The organism is Candidatus Eisenbacteria bacterium, assembly GCA_018831195.1.
Classification (GTDB): domain Bacteria; phylum Eisenbacteria; class RBG-16-71-46; order CAIMUX01; family JAHJDP01; genus JAHJDP01.
The window spans coordinates 144,782-169,179 of record JAHJDP010000042.1 but is presented as its reverse complement, the minus strand read 5'-3'; the positions used below and the strand labels follow the sequence as shown (position 1 = coordinate 169,179).

Sequence of the window (24,398 nt, the reverse complement as noted above, 5' to 3'; positions counted from 1 at the left end):
AAGCGGGGAGACGTCAATTGCACCTGATCCTATCACTTTGGGAGATGCGATGTGCAGGGACCCTCTTGCGGGGGTAGCGGACTCTTGCCTATTGTCTGGAAATGATTCATCGACTTCGGAACCGCCCCGATCTTCTCCATATCCTGATGGCCTCTCTTTTTTTTGGCGCCGCCAGCGGTATCTTCATGGCGACCTTAAACAACTATCTCGCAGAGGTTCACGGATTTGGGGCAGAGGCCCGGGGCTGGTTGGAGCTCCCCCGGGAATTTCCCGGCTTCTTGCTTATTTTTGTGGCCGGACTCCTCTTGTTGCGGTTGCGAGAAAGTCAGATGGCTGGTGTGGCGATGATCCTCTCCGCCGTCGGCGCGCTGGGTTTGGGTTATCTCTCACCCGGACGGATCACCGTAATCCTATGGGTCATCATCTGGTCGATGGGTGACCATATCCTCTTTGCCGTCGATGGTCCAATGGGTCTCAAGCTGGCGCGGGACGGTGGTGAAGGCCGTCGGCTCGGCCAGTTGGGCGGGGCGCGGAACCTCGGCACCATTATCGGTGTGGGGATCATCTTTTTACTCGCGCGGTTCCGTGGCGATGATTTCACCCTTTTCTACCTCCTCAGCGCCGTGATGGCGCTCTCTTCCGGATACTTCTATTTAAAGCTCCGCATCGGGCGGGATGATCCACCCTCTCGAAAGATTGTATTCCGCAAGGAGTACCGTCTTTTTTACGCGATCAGCGCCCTTTTTGGTGTGCGCAAACAGATTTTCCTGGCCTTTGGAACATGGGTGCTTGTCTCCATTCACAATGTCCCCGTCTCAACGATAGCGCTCCTCTATTTCATCGCCTCGACACTGGGAGTGGTGATGCGGCCGCTGCTGGGCGATGTCATCGATTGGCTGGGAGAGCGAATCGTCCTGGCGGTCGACGAGATCATGCTCCTGGCGATCTGCTTGAGTTATGCCTTCATCTCGGACCTGTTACCGGCCCCTTATGATCTCTGGTGGCTCTATGGCGCCTATATATTGGATCTGGTTCTTTTCGGATTACGGGCGGCCCGGATCACTTATCTCAAAAAGATCATCCGTGATCCGGCGGATATCACATCTTCGGTCAGTTTGGGCATCACCATCGACCATGCCGTTGCGATGAGCCTTCCGATTCTCTCGGGTTATATCTGGGAAACCTGGGGATTCCGTTGGGTCTTTCTCTTGGCCGGCGCGATCGCCCTCGCCGGTTTCTTCGTCTGTCTCCGCATCCGCGTTCCGGTCCGGCCGCTGCTGCCGGATAAGGGGTAGGGGCGCCACCAAGTCCGGATGTCTTCCTAACTTTCTGGGGATTCTGAAGGATTCCTCACCCGGGCTTCCCAACCGTCCACCGCCTCCCCTCTGTCGACGGGGTGACGCCCCACCCATGAATAGTGCAGGGTCCATGCCACAGATCGTCTCGAGGCGAAATCCACATAACCTCTTGTCTCACAACGGAATTTCAAATCCAATCGGCAAGATCATTGTTATTCCCGCAAAAGGGGTGTCGAGAACTCGACACCCCTTCCTGTGCGGCCCTAGTATCACCCCCATCGTCGCCCGTGCGGGGAGACTCTCAACCCTATCTCCGGTTCTCGATCCAACTATACGTCGCCGGTATAACAAAGAGTGTTAAGAGGGTTGATGTTGTCAGTCCAAAAACGACGACCGCCGCCAGCGGCCGTTGAACATCAGCGCCTATCCCCTGTGCCAGCAGCAGCGGCATCAGACCGAGCACGGTTGTGAGGGCCGTCATAAGCACCGGCCGCAATCGAAGCAATCCACCATTCACTACAGAATCATGTAGTGACTGGCCCCTGCCGCGAAGATCATTGAATGTGGTCACCAACACCATGCAGTTCTGCACAGCGATTCCGAACAGCGCAATAAATCCGATCGAGGCGGGAACTGAAAGGTATTCGCGCATCACAAGCAATCCAATGATGCCTCCGATAAGCGACAATGGAACATTGACAATAATGATGAGTGCATAGCGGATAGATCTAAAAGATATCCACAGCATCATGAACACCAGCACGATGACCGTGGGAACAATGATGGATAGTCGCTTCATCGCCCTCTGTTGGTTTTCAAATTGCCCTCCAAATTCAATCGAATATCCAGGTGGCAAATCGACCTTTTCCGATATTCTCTCCCGGATATCGGCGACGACGCCGCCCAGGTCACGCCCACGGATATTCCCCTGCACAATCCACCGGCGTTGATTCATTTCACGGTTAATCTGAAGTGGCCCCACAACTGATTCCACCTGCGCCACTTGTGACAGTGGCAGCCTCCCACCTTTCTTTGTCGAGACGAGAATATTCCGGATGGCTTCAGTATCGGAGCGATAAGCTTCCTGGAATCGCATATGTATGCCAAAACGGCGGGTATTGAGATAGATGTGGTCGATCACCTCGCCGCCAACCGCCAGCTCGACCATTTCGAGAATCTCGCTAACGGTGACCCCATAACGGGCACAGGCCGCTCGATCCGCAATAATCTGTATCTGCGGTTGCCCGAAACTCTGCTCCGTAGAAAGATCCGTCAAGCCCGGGATATTATCTATCGCCACACGGATTTCTTCCGCCTTCCGGCGCAGCACACCCAAGTCTTCACCATAGAGTTTTATCGCCAGCTGAGCTTTAATTCCGGACAGCAATTCATCAAACGCATTTTGTATCGGTTGAGTGAAGTTTAACTGCACGCCTGGAAACAGCTTCAACTTGGAGCTTAACTTATCTATCAATTCCCTTTTGTTGCCGTGGTCCTTCCAATCTTTCAGCGGCTTCAATTCAACATGAATTTCTGCATAGTTCACAGGATGAGGATGGCTCCCGGCTTCCGGCCGGCCGACCCTGGATACCGTTTCTTCCACCTCCTCAAATTGCAGGATCACGCGTTCCATTTTCATGATCAGTGCCGTGCCTTCCTCCAGAGAGATCGATGGCGCCATGGTGACACCAATAAGAATCGATCCTTCTTCCAAAGTTGGGATAAACTCTGATCCGAGGAAGGGAATGGCGGCAAGGCTCAGTAAGAGTCCACCGCAAGCCGTCAGCATGACCCATCGTTTCTTTCGCAAGGCCTTCTCAAGGAGGGGGCGATACAGCGCCCGCAGGCCGCGCATTAATACTAATTCTTTTTGCTTGCCCTGCCTTAAAAGGAAAAACGATAGTACAGGCGCGGCCACCAATGCGACAAGGATTGATCCAATGAGGGCAAATGCGATCGTGAAGGCCATCGGAGAAAACATCTTCCCCTCCACACCTTCAAGGGTAAAAACCGGCAGAAAGACAATGATGATAATTGCAATTGAGAAGACAATGGGATGACTGACTTCCTTTGCCGCATTGAGTATGATTCCGATTCTGGCCTCGCCATGGCCGTTTTCTTCGCCGGCGTTTTTTTCACCAAGATGGCGGAATATATTCTCAACCATAACGATGGCGCCGTCCCCGAGCATGCCCACGGCTATGGCGATGCCTCCAAGAGACATCAAATTTGCAGAGATCCCTTTGATCCCCATGCACAAGATCGCCACAAGGGCGCATAACGGCAGCGATAACCCGACGATGAACGCGGTTCTCCAATTGCCAAGGAATAGCAGGAGTGTAAGAATAACCAGAAATCCGCCTTGCAGAAGGGCTTTCTTGACAGTGCCCGTCGCATTTTGTACAAGTTCAGCCTGTTCATAGTATGGGACCAATTCCACCCCGGAGGGCAGTGACTTCCTGACTTCGCCAATCTTGGCGTAGAGTCGTTCAATAACATCAGATGTATTCTCTCCATACAGTTTGAGAACCATCCCCGAGACAACTTCCCGCTCGCCATTGTGGCTGACAACACCTCTGCGGATTTCATTTCCATACTCGACCTCGGCGACATCCGCCAAATAGACGGGCCTGCCATCCTCCTCCTTTACAGCGATGGTTCTGATATCTTCGAGGCTCTCCACAAGACCAATCCCACGCACCAGGTACTCTTCCGATCCCAAAACAATAAACTGCCCGCCCACATTTCTATTGTTCTTGTTTACCGCTTCGACAAGATCTTCCAATGTCAACTTGTACTTCCACAATGCAGCGGGATTAATCCGGATTTGAAATTGAAGAACATGTCCGCCGATCGATAGTATCTCTGTTACACCCGGCACCGTCTGAAGCTGGAATTTCACAACCCAGTCGTTGAGCTCTCTCAAATAGGTATTAGGATCTTTGCCGCCTGTATCAAAAGAATCCTTAATCGTCAAGTAATAGAGGAAAATCTGCCCCAATCCCGTTGAAATCGGGCCCAAGGCCGGTTGCTCATCCATCTCAGGCAATTCCGCCATAACGCCGGATAAGCGTTCAGCCACGAGTTGCCGGGCAAAATAGATATCAAAATCATCCTCGAAATAAATGTAGATAACCGCCATTCCAAAAGCCGAGGTGGATTTTATCAATTTCACACCCGGCAATCCATTCATTGCTGATTCGATGGGATAAGAAATCAGACGTTCAATTTCCTCCGGAGCCATCCCATGCCCCTCAGCGAATACGGGCACCATGATCGGCGAGATATCCGGAAAGGCATCCACAGCCATTCGATTGACCTGAAACAATCCCAATCCAATGATGGCAATCAAGATAATCACCACCAGGCCGGGAAATTTTAAAGAAGATTCAATGAGCTTGTTGAGCATGGCGCTGTCCTTCCTCTAATGCCCATGCCCCGCATGAGTATCAAGGTTGCTGGTTACGACCGTTGCTTTGAGGCCGAAGGCTCCTTCGGCGACATATGCGTCGCCGGCTTGAAGACCCGCTACAATCTCTACATGTTCCCGATCAGATTGTCCCAATTGCACAGGAACCATCTCAAATGCGCCTTCATGTTCGATAAAGACAACATTCCTTCCTTCTATCACCTGTATGGCTTTCAGAGGCACAACAAGCGGCACCTCTTTTTCATCCAGCCGGACAAATCCGTTGACAAACGTTCCGGGACGCCAATGCCCATCGGCATTATCGACAATGATACGCGCCGTCGCCGATCTCGTCGCCTCATCGACGAAGGGGGTGATCATGTTCAGCATTCCTTGAATCTGGACTCCGCCATGATCAGACTTCAGATTCACACTCTGACCCTTATGAACAAATGCCAAATCTTTCATATAGACAGTGAGGTTAACCCATACACTGCTCAAGTCGGCGACGGTGAATATCTCAGCATCACTGTCTATGCTTTCCCCAATAGAAACGTGTTTTGCTGTTACGATCCCATCAAAGGGCGCTTTGATTTCATAGCGTGTGATCGTCGCCTCCTGCTCCACACATAGATCGGTGAGATCATCATCAGTACACCCGAGCGCCAGCAACTTCTGTTTTGCGGCCCGCAGTTCAATACTCGCATTGGCAAGAGCTTCCTGTGCATCGAGAAAATCCTGTTCAGATGACACCTTCTTATCGTAGAGTGTCTTTTCTCGGTTGAACTGGGAGACGGCCAGGGTCTCTCTTGCTATAGCGGCCAGGTATTCAGCCTTTGTATCAGCCAGTTCCCGGCTATCAATCACCGCCATGATCTCTCCGGCGGACACCGAATCACCGACACTTTTATTCACTTTCCTCACAATTCCGGAAACCCTGGGGACAATATGTACAACTTTGTCCTCATTGAAAACAACCTCGCCCGGCATGCTCAATTCACTGCTGAGACGGCCGGGTCCCGCTTCTTTGATGACGATTCCATAGTGACGGCGCTGCTCCGGTGTTAGACGCAGCCCCTCCTCAAACTCGCCCTCGTGTTCATGATCCTGCGCATAAACTGATTTAACATTCTGGCCATATCCGGCGTGCAGGGCGATCAATCCCAACAGGAAGAGGCCAATCCATCCCCTACAGAATAGGTTCATTTTTCGCATCATCATCTCCTCATCTCAATTATTCCACCATGCCGGCCACTGAGCCGAGTTCGACCCCGATGAGTCGCTCAAGTCCGGCGCGGGAATTGTGATAGGCTTCGAGTGCGTTAATATAGCTGCCCCTCGCCTCGAACAACGTGCGCTGGGCATCCAGAACGATCAGATATTGAAACTTTCCGTTTCGATACCCACCAAGAGCGGTATCGAAGGCGTCCTGCGCACTGGGAAGGATTTCGCTCTCCAAAATTCCTACAGTCGAATATGCCCAGAAGAGCCCTTGATAGGCGGTTGTCAGCTCCGCCCTGATTTTAGTTTCTACCATCCGGCGTCTAACTCCGGCTTGCGCCAAGTTATACTTTGCCTCACGCACCGCCCCCTGATTACGATCGAAAAGCGGCAATGGAATGGAGATACCAAAGAGGTATGCATGCTCGTCATTCGCCTGAAAATGTTTATATCCACCGAATATGGAAGGAGCAGGAATCCCGTTTCGAGACTCAAGATCCACCATCGCTCTGTAACGCCCTGTCTCCGTAGTCCACCGGGAAAACTCAAGGTTCTGTTCCAGGAGAGCCACCAGCTCATCAAAAGGCGGTGGTTCCGTCACCGTTTCGAATTCGCCGGCCACCTTTTCAAAACGGGGTGATAGACCTCCCCAGGACTCGGCAAGTATTTGTTGTGCAATTTCAAGGTCCCGCTCCGCCCCCATCCGATTTATCCGTGCCGTGGAGAGAGTGACATGGGCCTTGGCGCTCTCAACAGGTGGATCTTTTCCGGCATCGACCCGCTCTTGAACGGTTGCAAAGATTGCCTCATCCAAGCCAAGAATATCATCCGCCAGTGACAACCGTTTCTGTGCCGCGACGGTCTGCATGAAACGCTGTGTCACGCCGGTGATGAGATCAAGCCGCGCGGTTTCAAAATCCCAGAAGGCCAGGTCCCTCTCTAAAGAAGCCACATGTTCCCGTTTTGATCGGGCCCCTGAAATTTCCAACTTATGTTCAAGCCGGATGCCCAGTTCCGCCGCATCAACTCCGGCAAGATCGCCGCTACCGTCGAACCCCTCAACTTCCAGTCCAATTTCTGGGTTGGACCATAGCCCGACCTGTTCTTTGCGCGCTTCGGCGGCGCGAATCTCCCAAGCACGGGCCGTGAGTTCTGGGTTGTACAATAATGCAAACTCCAACGCCGTCTCCAGGGTAAGAATGCCTTCTGGCTCTACTCCCGCCGGCTGAGCGTCAGGGCCTTGTGGAGGATCTGCGGGCGCCGTATATGTCGAAAAACGTTGGCCCAAGGCTCGGGGAACCGGTTCCTTTGAGGAATCCGCCCAACCAGTTGCGCTGCCAAGGCACAGAGCCAATAGAACGGGGATGATATTAATCGGCTTTTCCATTATGAATACCGCCTCGATTTTCAGAATAAATGTCAAACTTGAAAATAGATCCGGCACTCGCTCCTTAGGCATGCAAGGCAGGGATATTTACGCTATGCATGATGGGATGGGCCTTACGGCCGAGGGCCGTCCGGGATCTAGATTGATCTCAGTTCGTCAAATGTGAGGCGGGGCCCGCAATTTTAGGGCAAGGGGAGAGTCTTTAGGGCTGAGATGCTTATCGGAATAGACGACCGGCGTCGAACGGACCTTCGGCAAGTCCCCTATAAACCCCTCGGTCCTGATGGCATCAAGGAAGGAACTGGGACCCGGCAAGGGTCCCAAAATCGAATTAAAATAGTGATGCAGCAGGGCACTACAACAATTGAGGGTACATTGGGTATCAAGATGTTCACATTGATCGGAATGGCGTCCGGCCACCTGTTCGCCGGGACAGCGGGCAGAGATCTTTTGATGATCTTCGCTGTGATGCAGGTAAAATGGAGCGAGGGCGCTGTTAGCAAGAAAAAGCACGGCAAGCAGCAGCCCTGGGATACCCGATCCGATCGAATCCAGCGCGATCTTCTTCCGCACCTGTAGGCTACGAGGGCTCAATACAAAATCTCCTGGGATAGCGAACTCCATATTCAACACCGGCCGATCGCCTGGGTTCCTGCTGCTGGGCGAACGATCGGAAGAATCCGGCGGTATCCCGGAGCTCAGCGGAGAAAGTGGGCCTTTCCTCCGTAGGGCTGTCCGCCGATGACGGTTCGAAAGATATAGACACCAGCGGCGACGGAGTGGCCTGCATCGGAGGTTCCATCCCAGTTCCAAGAGAAGAGCGCTCCGGCGGGGAAGGGACCCTCCCGGTGAACGGTCCGCACCAAGTCTCCATAAACAGAGTAGATTCTTAGTTCAAGATCCGGGATATCGACAGGAATGTTAAATGAAAGGTGCGTCTCCCCACGGAATGGATTCGGCGAGATCGTGATCGGCTCAATGGACGTCTCGGGGTTTGACGACTCCTTGAAGAAAATTCGCCCGACACCTTTATCTTGAAGTCCGACGACAAGACACTCACCCACGGCATCCCACGCCAGAGTGGAGACTTCCATCCAGGGAATATCGAGATTCTTCCAGCTTCGCCCGCTGTCGGCCGTAAGGTAGACCGTACCATCGGCCTGTATGAACCAGCGCGTCGGCTCAATCGGATCACAAACAACCTTTTGAACCGTGGAAGCTCCGGGGCCAACCCGCTCCAGTGTCATCTCGGAGTTATTGTGAAAGAGGAATAGACCCCGGTCGGTGGCCAGGAGGAGATCCAGGCATTCATCCAGAACCCAGGCCACATCCCATACGATGTCAAATTCATCGGCCGTATTGATGCGGGACCAAGATAATCCGCCGCCGGGCTTTTCACATATCGTTTCGTGCGGCGTTTCATTTGGTATTTCGTATTGTGCTTCGTATAAGGATCCGGTCCCCAGAATCAAGCGGTCCTCATCACAGGGATCGGAGCAGATCCAAGGATTGATCTTCACTTCCTCATGAAAGGCGACGGTTCGGGGACGGAAGATTCCTTCTTCCCAGGTGGCCATCCACAAGCTGTCCCCGGATGTCCCACAATACCAGAGACAATCTTTCCACCAGGCGGCGCCGGATATATTAAAATCGGGCGGCAGCTCGAGGGTCGATTGGATATGACCGTCCGCCGTCATGAAACCCAAATTCCGGGAGCCCAAAATCCACATTTCAGATGAGGGGGACGGCGAGGCCAAGAGGTTCTCAACAGGAAAACCTATTGCAGAATGTTCTATCGGCTCCCATCCGGCGGCGAGCGGGTTGAAGCTCATCAGCCCACAATCTGTCGCCGCCCAAATTCTGCCGGAGCCGTCAGAGGCCGGAGCCACGTCAAGAATGGCGATATCTTGAAGACCCTCATTAAACCGGGTCCAGGAACGGCCCACATCCCGGCTCTTCCAAACCCCATGATCGGTGCCGAGAAAGAGTCCCTCTTCACAGCCCAATGGATGAAGAACCAAAGTCCGGACGGTTTCCCCCTGCGGAAGAGGCCGGGTCTGCCAAGTGAAACCGCCATCTTCGGAAATCTTGAGTTTGTCGGCTCCGGGCGCCAGGGCGAGCAGGCGGGACGGCCAACCGGGATCGACCCGGAGTTGTAATATCCTGCCCAGTGCGCCCCGGCCGGAGAAGCCGATAAACTCCCACGATTCCCCGGCATCCACGGAACGATAGAGATCCCCCCTGCTGACGGTATAAGCGATCGTACCGATGGTGGGATCCAGCGTTGCGGCATCCACCGGCCCCGGCAGATTATCCCTGAACCAATGCAGGCGTTGTCCCCAATCAGCCGTTCGGAAGGTCCCCTGATCTCTCGTGACGACAAGGGCGGTTCCCGGTCGCAGTGGATCAATCAAGATAGAGACCACCTGAACGGACCAATCCACGCCCAGGTTTTGGGTCGACGCGTTGGCGGGACGCAACAGCTCCATCCAGTCCCGGCCTCCATTATCAGACCGGTACAGGTGGTTGCGCGTGAGGGCGAAGATTCGGGTTGGATCACCGGGATGCGGGGCAAGCAGACGGATCGTCTCCCCGACGCCGGGAATACAACCGGCGGGATCCCAGCTCATGCCGCTGTTCGTACTCCTAAAAATCCAGCCATCGAGTAGGGCCGCAAAAAGCATCTCTGGATGTATCGTACAACTCGCCATGGCGGTAATCGGTACGCGGCCGTTTGTTATGGGAAGACCCTCGGCAATGGAGCGCCAATCTCCACCCTCATCACGTATGAAGGGTCCGGCATCATCCGTCCAGAGTACCCAAGATCCCGCGGCGGTGGGGATCATCCCCTGGACATGGCCGCCGAACGGTCCCTCATTCATCATCGGGGAGCCATCCTGATAGGCCGGAAGGGCCGATGCCGGCAGCAGGAGGATTAGAGACAAGACGGGAATCAGCACGACAGAATGGACGGCAGGCCGGAAAAGCCTGTCGAGAATTCTAGGATGCATGTCACCGCCGCAGTTCTTCAATTCGCACCTTTCCACTCCATCTTCCGAAGCTGGCCCTGTCGATTCGTGAGAAGTGGCCGACCACCCGATCCCAAAGAGGAGTCTAGACATCAATCGGGTAACCAGACAAGGAGGTAAGCTCAGATGGAGCCGGTCAAAATCCTTTGAAGGATTTTGGATCGTAAATCGAGATTGGGAGTCTTCAGAAAAGCCCGCCTGTATTTATAATGTGGATCGGAAGATATATAATTACGCTTGTAAACTTTACGAATCTAAACCCCACTCGGATGCAGGGAATCCCCCCTCCGTCGCTATAACTATGTCAAATATGACACTTTACGGCGTAAATCATCGAGGAAATCTTGAAACACTACCTTTTCGCAGTTGATTTCATCACCCCATGACGATTAGATTTACTAGGTGTGTGACCAAAATGTATTTTCATTAATCTAATAGTGGGGCTCACGATGTGGTCACAGCACATGGGGCTTTGAATGGGAGGGGTTTCGGTGGGGAAACGAGCCGGTCGGTTGTCGTGTCTGATGGGGAAACCTGGTATCTCCTCAGAGCATCTGGCGTTGGAGTCATGTTTGTTGGAATGGCGGGAGAAGGTCCTTCCAAATATCCGCCTGGAATTCCCCGATCCGGAACTCAAGCCTGAACAGGTTATAGCGGCCCTCCTAGCGGACCGGCCCGTGGCGGAACTCGTCACACAAATACCGAATGTCAAAGTTATTCAGAAGGCCGCCGCCGAATTTCTCAAATCAATAACATCCATCAACACATTCAAAAATGGATTCAAACCTTGGTTCGATCATCTGCCGGACGGCGCCGCGGAGATTGCTGAAGATGAGAGAATCACCGATTGGTTTGCTTATTCATGGCAGGGTGATCGAGCGGGCCATGAAAAGCTCGCCCTTGCAACCGGTATGGATCCGGACCTCTTGGCGTGGGCGGGAAATCAACTGACCCGCCCCTTTTTCCACCGCCTGGGAGAACTCTTGGCGGCCCATCAGCCGGCGGAGGGCCCTCCAAAATTGACCGTCGGATGCCCCTGCTGCGGCGGACCACCACGGCTGGGACGTTATGCGCGCAATGAAGGCCAGCGCTATCTTTGGTGCGATCTCTGCAACATTCAATGGGCTTTTCGCCGAGTGACATGCGCCTTTTGCTTGAATACGGAGCATGAAAAACTCGGCTTCCTGACAGTGGATGGAATCGAACATTATCGAATCGATGTATGCAAGGCCTGTAGTGGATATCTTCGGTCGATCGATGAGCGGGATCTGCCCGAGGATCACCGTACAGATTACTTGTTGGAGGATGTCGGTACTCTTCATTTGAGCATGGCCGCCGAAAAGGATGGCTGGCAGCAAGGGGTGATTCTCTCCGGCGCCGTGCCCGGCCAAAAATGGGATGGGTGAACCGTATGGGGTTCATTTTATAAGTATCGATTTTTCCGCCCGAAGGGGCTTCCGGATGTAATCAGTGGAGGTCAAAGATCAAATCCTCAGATAAGGAGTGATCACACATGAAACTTTCAAGGAGAGGGTTCCTGGGTGTTTCGGGAACCGCGGTTGTCGGGGGACTTCTCGCGAAGTTCGGTCTCGATTTGGGACCGACAGCCGCATTTGCCCAATCATTCAAGACCCAGCACTCAACAGAATCCACCACGATCTGTCCGTACTGCGGAGTGGGCTGCGGCCTTATTGTCTCCGCAAAGAACGGCAAAGTGATCAATGTGGAAGGAGATCCCGATCATCCGATCAACCAGGGATCTCTTTGCTGTAAGGGGCAGGGGTTATATCAAGTGGCGACCAGCGACCGCCGCATGAAAAAGGTTCTCTATAGAGCCCCCGGCGCTACAGAGTGGGAGGAGAAGTCATGGGATTGGGCGATTGAAAAGATCGCAGATCGCATTAAAAGCACCCGTGACGCCTACTTCACCAAAAACGATGAACAGGGACGTGTGGTCAATCGCTGTGACGCTATCGGCGGCCTCGGCGGCGCGGCTCTGGATAATGAGGAATGCTACCTTTACGGCAAGCTGATGCGCGCCCTGGGAATGGTCTATATCGAACATCAGGCCCGTATATGACACTCGGCCACTGTCGCCGGTCTGGCGCAGAGTTTCGGTCGGGGGGCAATGACCAATCACTGGTGTGATCTTCAGAATTCCGACTGCATCATGATCATCGGCTCCAATGCCGCCGAGAATCATCCCCTATCATTCAAGTGGGTGATGAAGGCGGTGGAACGGGGCGCGACGCTGATCAATGTCGATCCAAGATTCACACGAACATCATCGAAAGCGCATATCTACGGCCCGATACGGTCAGGAACTGATATCGCCTTTATCGGTGGTCTCTTCCGTTATGTTCTCGAAAACAAGCTCTATAATGAGGAATACATCAAGAATTATACAGACGCGACTTTCCTCGTGGACGACAAGTTTGGTTTCGAGGATGGCCTTTTCACTGGCTATGACGCGGCGAAGAGAAGTTACGAAAAGAGTTCCTGGGCCTATGCTGAAGGTGATGGCGGCCCGGCACGTGATATGACGATGCAGGATCCGCACTGTGTGCTTCAGCTGATGAAGAAACATTACTCGGCATATACACCCGAGAAGGTCTACGAAATCACCGGTATGCCGGTCGAGACCTTTAACAAGATCGCCGAGCCCTTCTGCGCGACCGGCGCAACGGGGAAAGCGGCCACCATCATGTACGCCATGGGGACGACGCAACACACGGTCGGTACCCAGAACGTCCGCAGCTATGCGATGCTGCAGCTGCTTCTGGGGAATATCGGTGTGGCGGGCGGCGGGATCAACGCATTGCGCGGCGAGTCCAATGTGCAAGGCTCAACCGATTACGCCTTGCTCTACCATATCCTCCCCGGCTACCTGAAAACCCCGCGGGCGGCCAACACCAGTCTTCAGGCCTATCTTGATAAGTGGACGCCGAAGGGCGACTACGGTGAAAAGTCGGCCAACTGGTGGCAGCACACGCCCAAGTACATGGTGAGCTTCCTCAAGGCCTACTGGGGCGACCACGCGACAGCAGAAAATGAGTTCGATTACCACTATCTGCCGAAGTTGTGTGACAACCTCTCCACCTATCCGCATATCGGGATGTTCGAAGCGATGTACGACGGTGTCATCAAGGGTCTCCTCTGCTTCGGACAGAATCCCGCCGTCGGCGGACCGAACGCGAACAAAGAACGCAGAGCCCTCGAGAAACTCGAGTGGCTTGTCGCCGTCGATCTTTGGGAAACCGACACGATGGATTTCTGGAAGAGGCCGGGAGTCAATCCCAAGACGATTGATACGGAAGTCTTCGCGCTGCCCGCCGCGAGTTCCGTCGAGAAGGAAGGTTCGATCATCAATTCGGGCCGGTGGATGCAATGGCGATACAAGGCCGTCGAACCGCCGGGTGAGGCGAAATCCGACCTCTGGATTTACAACAAGCTCTTTAAGGCGCTCAAGGCGCGTTATGACATGGGCGGCACCTTCCCCGATCCGATTGTCAATCTGTTCTGGAATTACGGTGACGGAGAGGAACCGGATGTCCACAGGGTCGCCAAGGAGTGCAACGGCTTCGCTATGAGGGATTTCGTCCAAAACGAGTCACCTGTGAAGAGGGGCGACCAGATCGCCAGCTTCGCCTTGTTGAAGGACGACGGCTCGACGTGCAGTGGAAACTGGCTCTATTGCAACTCCTACACAGCGAAGGGCAATATGGCGGCCCGCCGGGATCCGACCGATGCACCGAACAAGATCGGCCTCTATCCCAATTGGGCCTGGTGCTGGCCGGTCAACCGGAGGATCATCTATAATCGCGCTTCCGTGGATCTTGAGGGCAAGCCATGGGACGCGGAACAGTGGGTCATCCGCTGGAATGCCGCGCTGAATGATGGAAAGGGCGGATGGGAAGGCGATGTGCCTGACGGCGGCTGGGCGCCTGGTACGAAGTATGCCTTCATCATGAAGCCTCATGGTCACGCTCAGCTCTTTGGGAACGGTTTGGTCGAGGGTCCCTTCCCGGCCCACTACGAACCGCTCGAATCACCGGTCAAGAATGCCATCTACTCACAACAGATAAATCCTGTTGTGAAAATCTGGGCATCTGAGATGGACGATATCGGCGATCCGAAGAAATTCCCGATCATCGCCACGACCTACCGTGTGGTTGAACATTGGCAGGCCGGTCAGATGACGCGCCACTTGCCTTGGCTTTGCGAGCTGATGCCAAATGTGTTCGTCGAGCTATCGAAAGAGCTGGCTGGTGAGAAGAAGATCAAAAACGGGGATAAGATCAAGATCATCACGGCGCGCGGCGAAATCTCCGCGTATGCCCTGGTCACCGCCCGTTTCAAGCCTTTCCAGATAAAGGGGAAGGCTTATCACGAAGTCGGCATTCCATGGCACTGGGGATACGCGGGTCTCGCGACGGGAGGCAGCGCCAATGTGCTGACACCGCACGTTGGAGATGCCAACACGATGATTCCCGAGTTTAAAGCGTTCCTCTGTGACGTAGCGAAGGAGGTGTAATCATGGCAGAGAATTCTTTCTATTATGATGGATCGCTCTGCATCGCCTGCCGGAGCTGCCAGGTAGCCTGCAAACAGTGGAACTACCTTCCCGGGGAGAAGACTTGTTTCTTCGCGGCGCCCGGCGGATATCAGAATCCGGCGGACTTGTCCTCCAAGACATGGACGATTCTCAAATTCTATGAGGTTGATGAGAAGAAACAGGTGCAATGGCTCTTCCGTCGCCACCACTGCTTCCACTGCACTGATGCGAGTTGCATTGACGTTTGCCCGGTGGAACCGCACAAGGCGATGACGCGGCATCCGGAATTTGGAACGGTCTATGTCAATCAGGAACTCTGTATCGGCTGCGGATCCTGTGTCGATGCCTGCCCCTTCGGAGTGCCGCATTTGGACGAGGAAGCGGAGAAGTCAAAGAAGTGCACATCATGCGTTGATCGTGTCGCTAATAACAAGCTTCCCGCCTGCGCCAAGACCTGTCCCACTCATGCGATTCGCTACGGCGAGAAAACTGAGATGTACGCTCTTGCCGTGGACCGAGTCGAGGAGTTGAAGGCGCAGGGCTTCCCTAATGCCAATGTCTACGGTATTAAGCAGCAGGGGGGTATGCACTCGATCTATGTGCTTCCAGAACGGCTGGAGATTTACGGACTTCCAGTCAATCCGAACAAAGGCGATCTCGATTCGATCAAGCGCCGGGGCAGAGAGAAATTCGCGGCCTGGCAGATCGATCAAGGATCCAACCTGGCATCGGTGGCGGCCGGTCCGGCGGGGGCGGCACTGCTCGCCGGTCTCGCGGCGGCCGGGCTGAAGAAGCTGGCGGATCGCAAGGAGCGCGTCGCGAGCGAGGAAACCGAAGACTAATCGTATCGAGCCAGCCGGCCTGAACCGGCTGGTTTGGCCAAGTAATACAAATAAGGAGATAAGGGCGGTGTCGAAAGACCCCGCCCTTTATTTCACTATAGCGTCCAATAGCTCCATCACAAGAGGCGTGACGAGGGGACTCCGCAACTCGAACCAATTCTCGGGATTGCCCCCTCCACCTGGCTGTTCTACAATTGGGACGCGAGGAAAGATCTGCGGATTCTCAGCCTTTTTGAATGTGAATATAATATCCTGTCTGATAATAAGGAGGCCGTGATGAGAGGATACCCTGATGTTCTGTTTCGCCTGATCCAAGGGATGGTTTGCTGCGTATGCATATTGGGATCTCCACAGATCGCACAATGCGATGACATTTCATTGCTCGGCCGCTGGGAACGAGGTCCCTGTTTCGATGTCAAGGTTGCGGGGAACCTCGCCTATTATGGCGCCGCCTCAAGTTTGCAGATCGTGGATATCAGCAAGCCGGGCGAACCTATACATGTGGGTGATATCTTGCTCCCATCCGTCATTCAAGGGATTGATATTGTCGGTTCTTTGGCCTACATCGCCGATTCCGCATTCGGTTTACAGATTGTCGACATCACTCAGCCCTCGGCGCCGACCATCATCGGCTCCGCGCCCGCCGGCACGCAGGCGAAGGCGGTTACCGTCAGCGGTGGATTGGCTTTCGTGGTCGAAAGCCTGGTCGATTTGAGGATTTTTGATGTTTCGGACCCGACCGATCCCCATGAGATCGGGCATTTCGACCAGAATGCCTTCGCTCAGGATGTAGCTATCCGCGATCACTACGCCTTTGTATCGACTTGGGACGGCGTTTTTATTTTGGATATTGCGGATCCCACCTCACCCACCCTGGTCGCTCTCATTCCTGAAGGACCCTATTACGGCTTTGAAGGGGTGACGCTGAGAGGGCGCTATGCCTATCTCGCCGCTGAAGGAACCGGCATGGAGATCTATGATATCTCGGATCCCACATCGCCTCAGTGGGTCAGTCTCTATAATGCCTATGGTCAGCCTCTCGAGGTCGATCTCATTGACAATATTGCCATTGTCGCCTGCCGTGGTTCGGGTCTCCGGGCGGTCGATATTTCCGACCCATCACACCCAATCGAGGTGTCCAGATTCGATGCACCCTACGGCACCTATGGCATCGAGTGCGTCAACGACTTAATCTATGTGGCCGCTTTCACTCGGGGGATGCGAATCGTCGATGGATCCAATCCAATGAAACTTAAAGAGATCTCCTTCTGCTTCTCCGGATCTTACGGTACCGATCTGGTTGTACAAAACGATTTGGCCTATATCGCCGAGTCTTATTCCGGGCTCAGGGTGATGGATGTTTCAGATCCGACCGATCCAACACCGATCGGTCTCTATCGAACCGATGATGATTATGTACAAAATATTGCTATTCAGGATCATTTTGTTTACCTCGGCAGCTCCCAGGGTATGAGAATCATCGATATCTCGAATCCCGCTGTGCCTGAAGAGGTAGCTCTTTATGGAATCCCTGGATCAGGCGACCTTGCCATCGCCGGGGATTATGCCTTCCTGACGGTTTATGATAAGGGATTTCTCACCCTCGACATCTCCACTCCTGAAAGTCCGACCATCCACAATCTTCTGCCTGAAAATGATCCCTATGCTGTCGCCGTCGCCGGCCCTTATGCCTATTACGCCGGCAATGGGGGATTTCAGGTCGTGGATTATACAATCGAGGGCATCCCTGAAATTCTCGGCAGCTATCCGATGTACAAGGCGACCGATATCGGCGTCGCCGGAGGTATTGTCTTCCTCACCGGTGTCGTGGCAGAGTATGGATATGTCCTGATGTCGTTTGATGTTTCAGATCCATATAATCCGCAACCGATCGACCTCCTTGAGCTTGATGGCGGGCCGGTTACCACGTTCGGGCTGACGGATGAGTATGTCTACACAGGTGATTATTATGGAGACTTGCGGGCCTATGATATCAGCGACCCGGCCCAGTTGAAATTCGCCGCTATTTATACCCGTCCGGGATATCACACCCGCTGTATTGCTGCTCAGGATGACATGATTTACACGGGGGGCATCTGGATTTTTAGAAACGAGATGATATCATCGTCGACTTCCGGACCCGCGGTGACATCCTTGATGGCCCTTAGAAGTTCACCGAATCCATTCGCCCGATCGACGGCAATCTCCTACCGGCTCGGATCGCCGGCATTCGTCCGTCTGGGGATCTACGATGCGTCGGGGCGGCTCGTGCGCTTGCTGAAAAACGGCGCTTGGGAAGGCGCCGAATCCCACACGGTGACCTGGAATGGATGCAATGCGCAGGGTTCCGATGCCGGAGCGGGAGTCTATTTTTATCAACTGGAGACGGGATCTCAAAAGGAAACAAGACGTATGATACTATTGAAATAAGTCGTCTTTAAATTCCAGTCTTATATAAATTCAAGCTCAATACGGCAAAAGAGCGGATCTTCGGATGCGCTCTTTTACATTCAATCGATTCTTGACGGATTCTTATCGGCTGTAATAGATGATTTCGATAGGTTCTCCCCCATCCTCTGCATCGCCCTCGTCGCCGCTGCCATCACCCGGCGCTTGACCAGACCCGGCGCCCTTGATCAAAATCGCATGCCGGTCATCCGTCCATATGAGTAGATCATTTTGAGCATCACCGGGAACAGCAATCGCCACCTGTTTCCAAAACAGCCCTTCTGCATCGAATATGTCATATGTCTGGAGTATCCCCGGCGGTTGATCATGTCCACTGAAGCTGTGGTAGACCCATAATTCACCGGTCCCGAAAACACGAAGATTCGTAATGCAGGGATCCCGATCTTCAACTTCTCTCTCGAATTCCACAACCTCCCCATTCACGACCATATTCATATCCGGCCCAATAAACGCTTTCTCCTCCGGGGTCCGTGTCCAGGATGTGAATTCGCGTTTAATGACTCTCTCTAGGGAGCCATCCGGCTTGTAAACATTTATAGAGTAGAAATCGCGTTCGGGCGCGGCATAGATCCGTCCATCCGGCCCCAGCGTCCACCGGCCGCCATAAACAAAGTATTCGTCTTTCTCTATATAACGAGGCTGCCCCAGCGGTGATGGAACATTGGTTTCAAGCAGACGGATGGTCTCGGTACCGTCCAGATCCCAAAGAGCGAGAAAGCGGGAGCGGTCAAAACCTTCATCACTCATCGTCATGCGTTCTCCGCAAACGGCGAAGATCCCATTTCGAAAATAGGCGTCCCTCATAATGATAAAACCGCCGGCGGAGGGATCGGCTGTCATGCTGCTCACCGTCCCCATCGGATCACCCTTTCGGTTGACTTTTACAATCTTGCCGGGGTACCCTTGGACTATTCCCAGTGCCCCATCGGGCATCCACAGCATATGAATGGGATGATTGACCTCTCCTGGCCCCTCGCCATTCCGGCTGATCGCTCTGAGGAATTCCCCTTCCGGCGAGAACACGTTGACCTGGGTCAGGCTGTTATCGAGCAGGTAAACATTCCCATCGTCATCATTAAGAGCAGCAACGATGACCCCAAGAAGAATCTCGTCGTCGTCCCCGCCAATCCGCCATTGTTCTTTCAGCTCGAGGATTTCCACACCCGAACTGGGAATCGTTCCATTCAGGATATGAGGGACGCCATCGACGATTTCCATATTCACCGGCTCCGTTTTCGGGCCGGCGGCATATGCCTGGACACTCATGCTGAGAGCACCCAAAGCCAGTATTGTGCAGATATGTCGCATAAATTGATTCTACGTGTTTCTGGGAGCTATTGCTCCATCCGGGGTAAATACCAGCTGGAAATGGAACCCTTGTTTGATGTTATAATGGGAACAGGCTTGGTCCTAGACAAATTGCTGGATGCAGAAATACGAATCATCGAGTAAAGAGAGGCGGAGCCGCAAGGTTTCGTCTTTCCAGTCAGTTAGGCCTTTTTCGGTTTCAGAATTCTCCCCTGGAACGAAAGGTCTCAAGGGGTTAGTATCGGGGGTCGTGGCATCCGGATTCTGGATGCCTGATTTTTGAGAAGACTGATCTGTCGAATCGGGAGCCCATCTCCCTTTCCAGGAGCGAAGGCATGCATAAGATTTTAAAAATGGAAGTTCTGGGTCCGGCTGTGTTTCGGATGGTGGTTGAAGCGGCTCAAATTGCCCGTAAACGGAAGGCGGGGCAATTCATTATTCTATCAATTGATGAATACGGCGAGCGGATACCGCTGACGATAGCCGACGCCGATTCTGAGGCCGGCACGATCACACTCATCTTCCAGGTTGTCGGAAAGACCACGACGCAATTATCACAAATGAAAGTGGGCGATGTCATAGAGAATATCGTCGGTCCCCTGGGCAAGCCGACGCATATCGAAAATTTCGGTACGGTCGTCTGTATCGGCGGCGGCATCGGAATCGCTCCCCTTTTCCCGATTACTCAAGCCCTGAAGAAGGCGGGAAATAAGATTATCACGATTCTCGGCGCCCGGTCGAAAGACCTCTTGATTCTTGAGAACGAGATGAAGGCGATCAGTGATGAGACAATCGTTACCACGGACGACGGCTCTTATGGGGAAAAGGCCCTTGTCACGGGACCTTTGCAAAGAATGATTGACGCCGGTGAAAGGATTGACTTCTGTGTCGCCATCGGTCCGGCCATCATGATGAAGTTTGTATCCAAAACAACCGAGCCGTATGGGATCCCCACCTTTGTCAGTATCAATACGATCATGATTGACGGAACAGGGATGTGCGGCGGATGCCGTGTTTCCGTGGGGGGCGAAACCAAGTTTGCCTGTGTCGACGGTCCAGAGTTTGACGGCCACAAAGTCGATTTTGACGAACTGACCAACCGCCTGCATTCCTATAATGACGAGGAAAGCAAGGCGTTGAAGCGCTGGAACGAAGCTCACGGCGAAGGATGCAGGATGATTCGGCAGGCCGAAAATTTGAGCGGGGAGAAATAGAAGTGGATTCAACGGAAAAGAAGGCACCAGAAACGAAACCGAAGAAGGTCAAGATTCCAAGACAACCGATGCCGGAGCAGGATCCGAAAAAGCGGAGCCGTGAGTTTACCGAAGTCGCTCTTGGGTATTCCGCCGATATGGCGGTTCTTGAAGCCTCTCGCTGCATCCAATGCAAAAAACCTCTGTGTGTCAGCGGATGCCCCGTGGGCATAGACATTCCCGGATTTATCCGGCTGATCAGTGAAAAGGATTTTCGCAGCGCCGTCCGCCTGCTGAAACAGATGAATATTCTCCCGGCCATCTGCGGACGCGTGTGTCCCCAGGAAACGCAATGTGAAGCAAAGTGTATTCTCGGGAAGAAGGGTGAGCCGGTGGCTATCGGCCGCCTGGAGCGTTTCCTCGCTGATTGGGAGCGTGAATCCGATCAGGTCGATGTTCCCAAAGTTGCTCCTCCGACCGGGAAGAAAGTGGCGATTGTCGGATCCGGGCCTGCCGGTCTCACCGCCGCCGTTGACTGCGCGCGTATGGGCCATGAGGTCGAGGTCTTCGAGGCCTTGCACAAACCGGGCGGCGTGCTGATTTACGGGATCCCCGAATTCCGGCTGCCCAACACTATTGTTGAAGCCGAAGTGAATATCTTGAAGAAGATGGGCGTCAAAATTCATTGCAATTATGTAGTCGGGCGGATTGAGACGATTGATGAGATGCTTGAACGCTTTGATGCCATCTTTGTCGGTACCGGCGCGGGTCTGCCTGTCTTTATGCACATCCCCGGCGAGAACCTCATCGGCGTCTACTCGGCGAACGAATACCTCACCCGTTCAAATCTCATGCACGCGTATGATTTCCCCTCTTACGACACACCCCTTGCCAGAGGCGGCGTCGTCGCCACCATCGGTGGGGGTAATGTCGCCATGGATTCAGCCCGCACGGCGCTGCGGCTCGGCGCGGAGCGATCCCTGCTGATCTACCGCCGGGGCCGCGAGGAGATGCCGGCCCGGCATGAGGAAATCGAGCACGCCGAAGCGGAGGGAGTTGAGCTTTTCCTCCTCACCAGCCCGACACGAGTGCTTGGTAATGATAAAGGCCGTGTGAAGGCGCTGGAGTGCGTCAAGATGGAACTTGGCGAGCCGGATGCGGGCGGCCGCCGGAGACCGGTCGTCATTGAGGGCAGCGAACATACTTATGATGTCAATACGATCGTGGTCGCTATCGGCAACGGCCCCAATCCCCTGATCCCGCAGACGACCCCGGATATTCAGATAAAACGCTGGGGAAATATCGAAGCCAACGAAGCGACCGGCAAAACAAATAAGAGAGGCGTTTTTGCGGGCGGGGATATTGTCCTCGGCGCGGCGACGGTGATTCTCGCCATGGGCGCCGGCCAGACGGCGGCCAAAGCGATCGATGAATATCTCAAAACGGGGATCTGGTAGAGGAGGCCGGAATATGAGAATCCGGATCACGACCCTCCTGCTGATCCTTCTCTGTATCGCATGCTCCCCAGGTCATAAGGCTGGGGAGCATTTTGTATCCCTTGAGAGTTTCTCCGAGTTAAGCGAATACCTGAGATGGCATCCTGATGGGACGCCCCTTATCGGCGCTCATCGCGGCGGGCCGGCGCCGGGATTTCCAGAGAACTGCATAGCGACCTTTGAGCGCTCCCTCGCCTTCGCGCCCTGCCTCATTGAGATCGATATTCAGAAATCAAAAGACGATGTCCTCCTGCTTCTCCATGATGATGATCTCAGTCGCACGACCACGGGCGAAGGTGGTGTGCCGGAGTATACATTGGCGGAGCTTAAAGAGCTCAATCTTGTCGATGGTGATGGAATGACCACGGAGTATCGCATTCCGACGCTGGCCGAGGCTCTTGAATGGGCCAGAGGCAAAGCGATCCTTGAGCTGGATTTCAAAAGACCCGTGATGCCCGCGGAGATCGTTCAAAGCATCCAAAAACATGAGGCTCACAGTTACACCATCGTCATTACGTACAACTGGCACACCGCCGAACTTTTTTACCAGCTCGATCCTGAGATTGTGATCTCCTGCTCCGCCCAGGGCATGGAAGGCGTTGACTATTTGCTCCAAAGCTTGGTTCCCCCTGAGAACCTCATTGCTTTTGTGGGTGTATCCGAGCCCTCCTCTGAGGTCTATCAAGCCCTTCACCGAGCGGGGATCCGCACCATTCTAGGAACAATGGGAAACCTTGATCGCAGCGCCGACGCCAATGGCGTTAAAGTCTATATTGATCTTCTGCGCAATGGCGCCGATGTCCTCGCTACAGACAACGTCGCATCAGCCTCTAAGGCCATTGACGCGTATCTGAAATCCAGGAAGTAAATCATCGGGATTGGAATCATAGCGGGTGCGCAATGGCGGATGGAATCTTCCCGATCTTTATAGGAACTCAAGGAATCCGGATCGATTCAGAAATGCTTCGGTGTCTATTGCGGGGCCGAGCGCTTACAGGATGGTCGGTCACCGTATTCCCCCTCAAGGAGTTCATGCTGGCTCTGTCTCGTGGGGAGATAATACACTAATCTGACGATCAGAGCGCCCAGGACTGATCTGCAATAGCGCCCTGCTTATTCAGACAGCGTAAACACCCACTCGCACCAGCCGCCCGGACTCATCTCATCGGGCGGACATTGAACGCACTCGACTTCAAAGCGCCTATCCACCGTCTTGGCGAAGGTTGAAAACTCGACAATACCGACGCTTTTACAAGGAAACGGCGGAAGGTCTTTACGCGCCCGCGCATCCTGCACACGGCATTCGTTCATGCGGATCTTCGCTTCATTATCGCCGCGCCGGTGCATTGTAAAACGGCAGATGTTGGCATAGAGCCGGTGGGGCAAGCACTTTAACAATGCGGAAATCCCGCCTCCAGGTTCGATTCCCAAACGCTTCATAATGCGCCGTGCTTCCAACTTCGCGAAAACACGCCACGCCTCCGTATCGGCCTCGATCGCCTCTTCCATGCCGTGGCGCTTCTCCCATTCGAGAAACCACAAGCCGTCGTGGGCGAGCCACAATTTGCTGGCGTCGGCCAGGGCCGCGCGAAGTTCGTCATTGGATAGGTTCGCATTTCCCGCTGTGGAATCGACAGCTTGCCATTCTGACATCGATGATCACTCCTTTGTGTCGCTTGATTCAGTGGTGGCGTCCGAATCAATATCCGTTCCTGATCTGATAATGCGTGTAAGACGTGGGTTGTAGCGGCCGTCCTTGCTCATCCGCTTGCTGAGCAACCGCGCACCGATCAGACCTATGATGACACCGGCGAGGGCGCCCAGAAGAGAGATCAAATTGGGGTCGCTCCCGAAAGATCCGGCGAAGCGGTTGCCGAGGATCGCTCCGGCGATGAGTGTCAGCGCCGGCAGGAGATAGAGCGCGAACGAAAGCTTGACGACATCGGTTTCGGAAAGGGCCAATTGAACTCGGTCTCCCGGCCGGGCCTGTATCGTGTTGGGCACGGTGAGAGACATTTCCTTAAACTGGCCGCCGAGAGTGACGCAAGCGCTTTTGGCGGAGCATTGATGGCAGGCCTCGGCTCTGCGAACCGCGATGACAACTTGATTCCCCGGAGCCAACCCCGTGACGACGGCCTCTTCATGGCATGTATGATTCATAACTCGCTGCCCCTGCGGCCGTTTTTCATAT

16 protein-coding genes are annotated in these 24,398 nt (G+C 53.9%); 8 read left to right on the top strand and 8 right to left on the bottom strand.

Annotation, left to right across the window (positions count from 1 at the left end):
• Nucleotides 1-101: 101 nt before the first annotated feature.
• Complete coding sequence (locus tag KJ970_08850; protein ID MBU2691025.1) at nt 102-1,295, top strand: MFS transporter; 1,194 nt, start codon at nt 102-104, stop codon at nt 1,293-1,295.
• A gap of 310 nt (nt 1,296-1,605) precedes the next feature.
• On the opposite strand, the gene KJ970_08845 is transcribed toward KJ970_08850, so the two are convergent.
• The 5 genes from KJ970_08845 to KJ970_08825 form a co-directional block, all read right to left on the bottom strand.
• Nucleotides 1,606-4,707, bottom strand: a complete 3,102-nt coding sequence (locus tag KJ970_08845; GenBank protein MBU2691024.1) for a CusA/CzcA family heavy metal efflux RND transporter — start codon at nt 4,705-4,707, stop codon at nt 1,606-1,608.
• A gap of 15 nt (nt 4,708-4,722) precedes the next feature.
• Entirely contained in the window at nt 4,723-5,913 is a 1,191-nt protein-coding gene (locus KJ970_08840) for an efflux RND transporter periplasmic adaptor subunit (protein MBU2691023.1), read from the bottom strand.
• Nucleotides 5,914-5,941: 28 nt separating this feature from the next.
• Entirely contained in the window at nt 5,942-7,315 is a 1,374-nt protein-coding gene (locus KJ970_08835; protein ID MBU2691022.1) for a TolC family protein, read from the bottom strand.
• Between the two features lie 156 nt (nt 7,316-7,471).
• Nucleotides 7,472-7,909, bottom strand: a complete 438-nt coding sequence (locus KJ970_08830) for a hypothetical protein (GenBank protein MBU2691021.1) — start codon at nt 7,907-7,909, stop codon at nt 7,472-7,474.
• A 104-nt stretch (nt 7,910-8,013) separates the two neighbouring features.
• Entirely contained in the window at nt 8,014-10,260 is a 2,247-nt protein-coding gene (locus KJ970_08825) for a hypothetical protein (GenBank protein ID MBU2691020.1), read from the bottom strand.
• Nucleotides 10,261-10,835: 575 nt separating this feature from the next.
• Between KJ970_08825 and KJ970_08820 the strand changes: the two genes are divergently transcribed.
• The 4 genes from KJ970_08820 to KJ970_08805 all read left to right on the top strand — a co-directional run bounded on the left by KJ970_08820 (nt 10,836) and on the right by KJ970_08805 (nt 18,171).
• Nucleotides 10,836-11,750 (top strand): formate dehydrogenase accessory protein FdhE, encoded by a 915-nt coding sequence (locus KJ970_08820; protein MBU2691019.1) that lies wholly within the window; start codon nt 10,836-10,838, stop codon nt 11,748-11,750.
• A gap of 107 nt (nt 11,751-11,857) precedes the next feature.
• Nucleotides 11,858-14,878: a formate dehydrogenase-N subunit alpha gene (gene fdnG, locus KJ970_08815; protein ID MBU2691018.1), complete on the top strand. Its 3,021-nt coding sequence runs from the start codon at nt 11,858-11,860 to the stop codon at nt 14,876-14,878.
• Nucleotides 14,879-14,880: 2 nt separating this feature from the next.
• The gene (locus KJ970_08810) at nt 14,881-15,741 is read left to right on the top strand and encodes a 4Fe-4S dicluster domain-containing protein (protein MBU2691017.1); all 861 of its coding nucleotides are present in this window, start codon (nt 14,881-14,883) and stop codon (nt 15,739-15,741) included.
• 276 nt (nt 15,742-16,017) lie between these two features.
• Nucleotides 16,018-18,171, top strand: coding sequence for a T9SS type A sorting domain-containing protein (locus KJ970_08805; protein MBU2691016.1), 2,154 nt, complete (start codon nt 16,018-16,020; stop codon nt 18,169-18,171).
• Between the two features lie 102 nt (nt 18,172-18,273).
• Here KJ970_08805 and KJ970_08800 read toward each other — a convergent pair whose 3' ends face one another.
• Entirely contained in the window at nt 18,274-19,476 is a 1,203-nt protein-coding gene (locus tag KJ970_08800) for a hypothetical protein (protein ID MBU2691015.1), read from the bottom strand.
• 377 nt (nt 19,477-19,853) lie between these two features.
• On the opposite strand from KJ970_08800, the gene KJ970_08795 reads away from it, so the two are divergent.
• Genes KJ970_08795 through KJ970_08785 form a run of 3 tightly spaced genes read left to right on the top strand, consistent with a single transcriptional unit; the run spans nt 19,854 to nt 23,075 of the window.
• Nucleotides 19,854-20,732 carry a sulfide/dihydroorotate dehydrogenase-like FAD/NAD-binding protein gene (locus tag KJ970_08795; GenBank protein MBU2691014.1) on the top strand — a complete coding sequence of 293 codons (879 nt, stop codon included), beginning with the start codon at nt 19,854-19,856 and terminating at the stop codon, nt 20,730-20,732.
• Nucleotides 20,687-22,168, top strand: a complete 1,482-nt coding sequence (gene gltA / locus KJ970_08790; GenBank protein ID MBU2691013.1) for an NADPH-dependent glutamate synthase — start codon at nt 20,687-20,689, stop codon at nt 22,166-22,168. The genes KJ970_08795 and gltA overlap by 46 nt, the downstream gene beginning before the upstream one ends.
• Before the next feature lie 13 nt (nt 22,169-22,181).
• Complete coding sequence (locus KJ970_08785; protein ID MBU2691012.1) at nt 22,182-23,075, top strand: glycerophosphodiester phosphodiesterase family protein; 894 nt, start codon at nt 22,182-22,184, stop codon at nt 23,073-23,075.
• Nucleotides 23,076-23,320: 245 nt separating this feature from the next.
• Here KJ970_08785 and KJ970_08780 read toward each other — a convergent pair whose 3' ends face one another.
• Both KJ970_08780 and KJ970_08775 read right to left on the bottom strand, forming a co-directional pair.
• Nucleotides 23,321-23,860 (bottom strand): hypothetical protein, encoded by a 540-nt coding sequence (locus KJ970_08780; GenBank protein MBU2691011.1) that lies wholly within the window; start codon nt 23,858-23,860, stop codon nt 23,321-23,323.
• 6 nt (nt 23,861-23,866) lie between these two features.
• A complete protein-coding gene (locus tag KJ970_08775) occupies nt 23,867-24,367 on the bottom strand; it encodes a SoxR reducing system RseC family protein (protein MBU2691010.1) in 501 nt (166 codons plus the stop codon).
• Nucleotides 24,368-24,398: the final 31 nt, after the last annotated feature.

Coding starts and splice junctions, on each gene's coding strand:
- KJ970_08850 (MBU2691025.1), top strand. CDS start 102: ATGATTCATCGACTTCGGAACCGCCCCGATCTTCTCCATATCCTGATG.
- KJ970_08845 (MBU2691024.1), bottom strand. CDS start 4,707: ATGCTCAACAAGCTCATTGAATCTTCTTTAAAATTTCCCGGCCTGGTG.
- KJ970_08840 (MBU2691023.1), bottom strand. CDS start 5,913: ATGAACCTATTCTGTAGGGGATGGATTGGCCTCTTCCTGTTGGGATTG.
- KJ970_08835 (MBU2691022.1), bottom strand. CDS start 7,315: ATGGAAAAGCCGATTAATATCATCCCCGTTCTATTGGCTCTGTGCCTT.
- KJ970_08810 (MBU2691017.1), top strand. CDS start 14,881: ATGGCAGAGAATTCTTTCTATTATGATGGATCGCTCTGCATCGCCTGC.
- KJ970_08805 (MBU2691016.1), top strand. CDS start 16,018: ATGAGAGGATACCCTGATGTTCTGTTTCGCCTGATCCAAGGGATGGTT.
- KJ970_08800 (MBU2691015.1), bottom strand. CDS start 19,476: ATGAGTGTCCAGGCATATGCCGCCGGCCCGAAAACGGAGCCGGTGAAT.
- KJ970_08795 (MBU2691014.1), top strand. CDS start 19,854: ATGCATAAGATTTTAAAAATGGAAGTTCTGGGTCCGGCTGTGTTTCGG.
- gltA (MBU2691013.1), top strand. CDS start 20,687: ATGCAGGATGATTCGGCAGGCCGAAAATTTGAGCGGGGAGAAATAGAA.
- KJ970_08785 (MBU2691012.1), top strand. CDS start 22,182: ATGAGAATCCGGATCACGACCCTCCTGCTGATCCTTCTCTGTATCGCA.
- KJ970_08780 (MBU2691011.1), bottom strand. CDS start 23,860: ATGTCAGAATGGCAAGCTGTCGATTCCACAGCGGGAAATGCGAACCTA.
- KJ970_08775 (MBU2691010.1), bottom strand. CDS start 24,367: ATGAATCATACATGCCATGAAGAGGCCGTCGTCACGGGGTTGGCTCCG.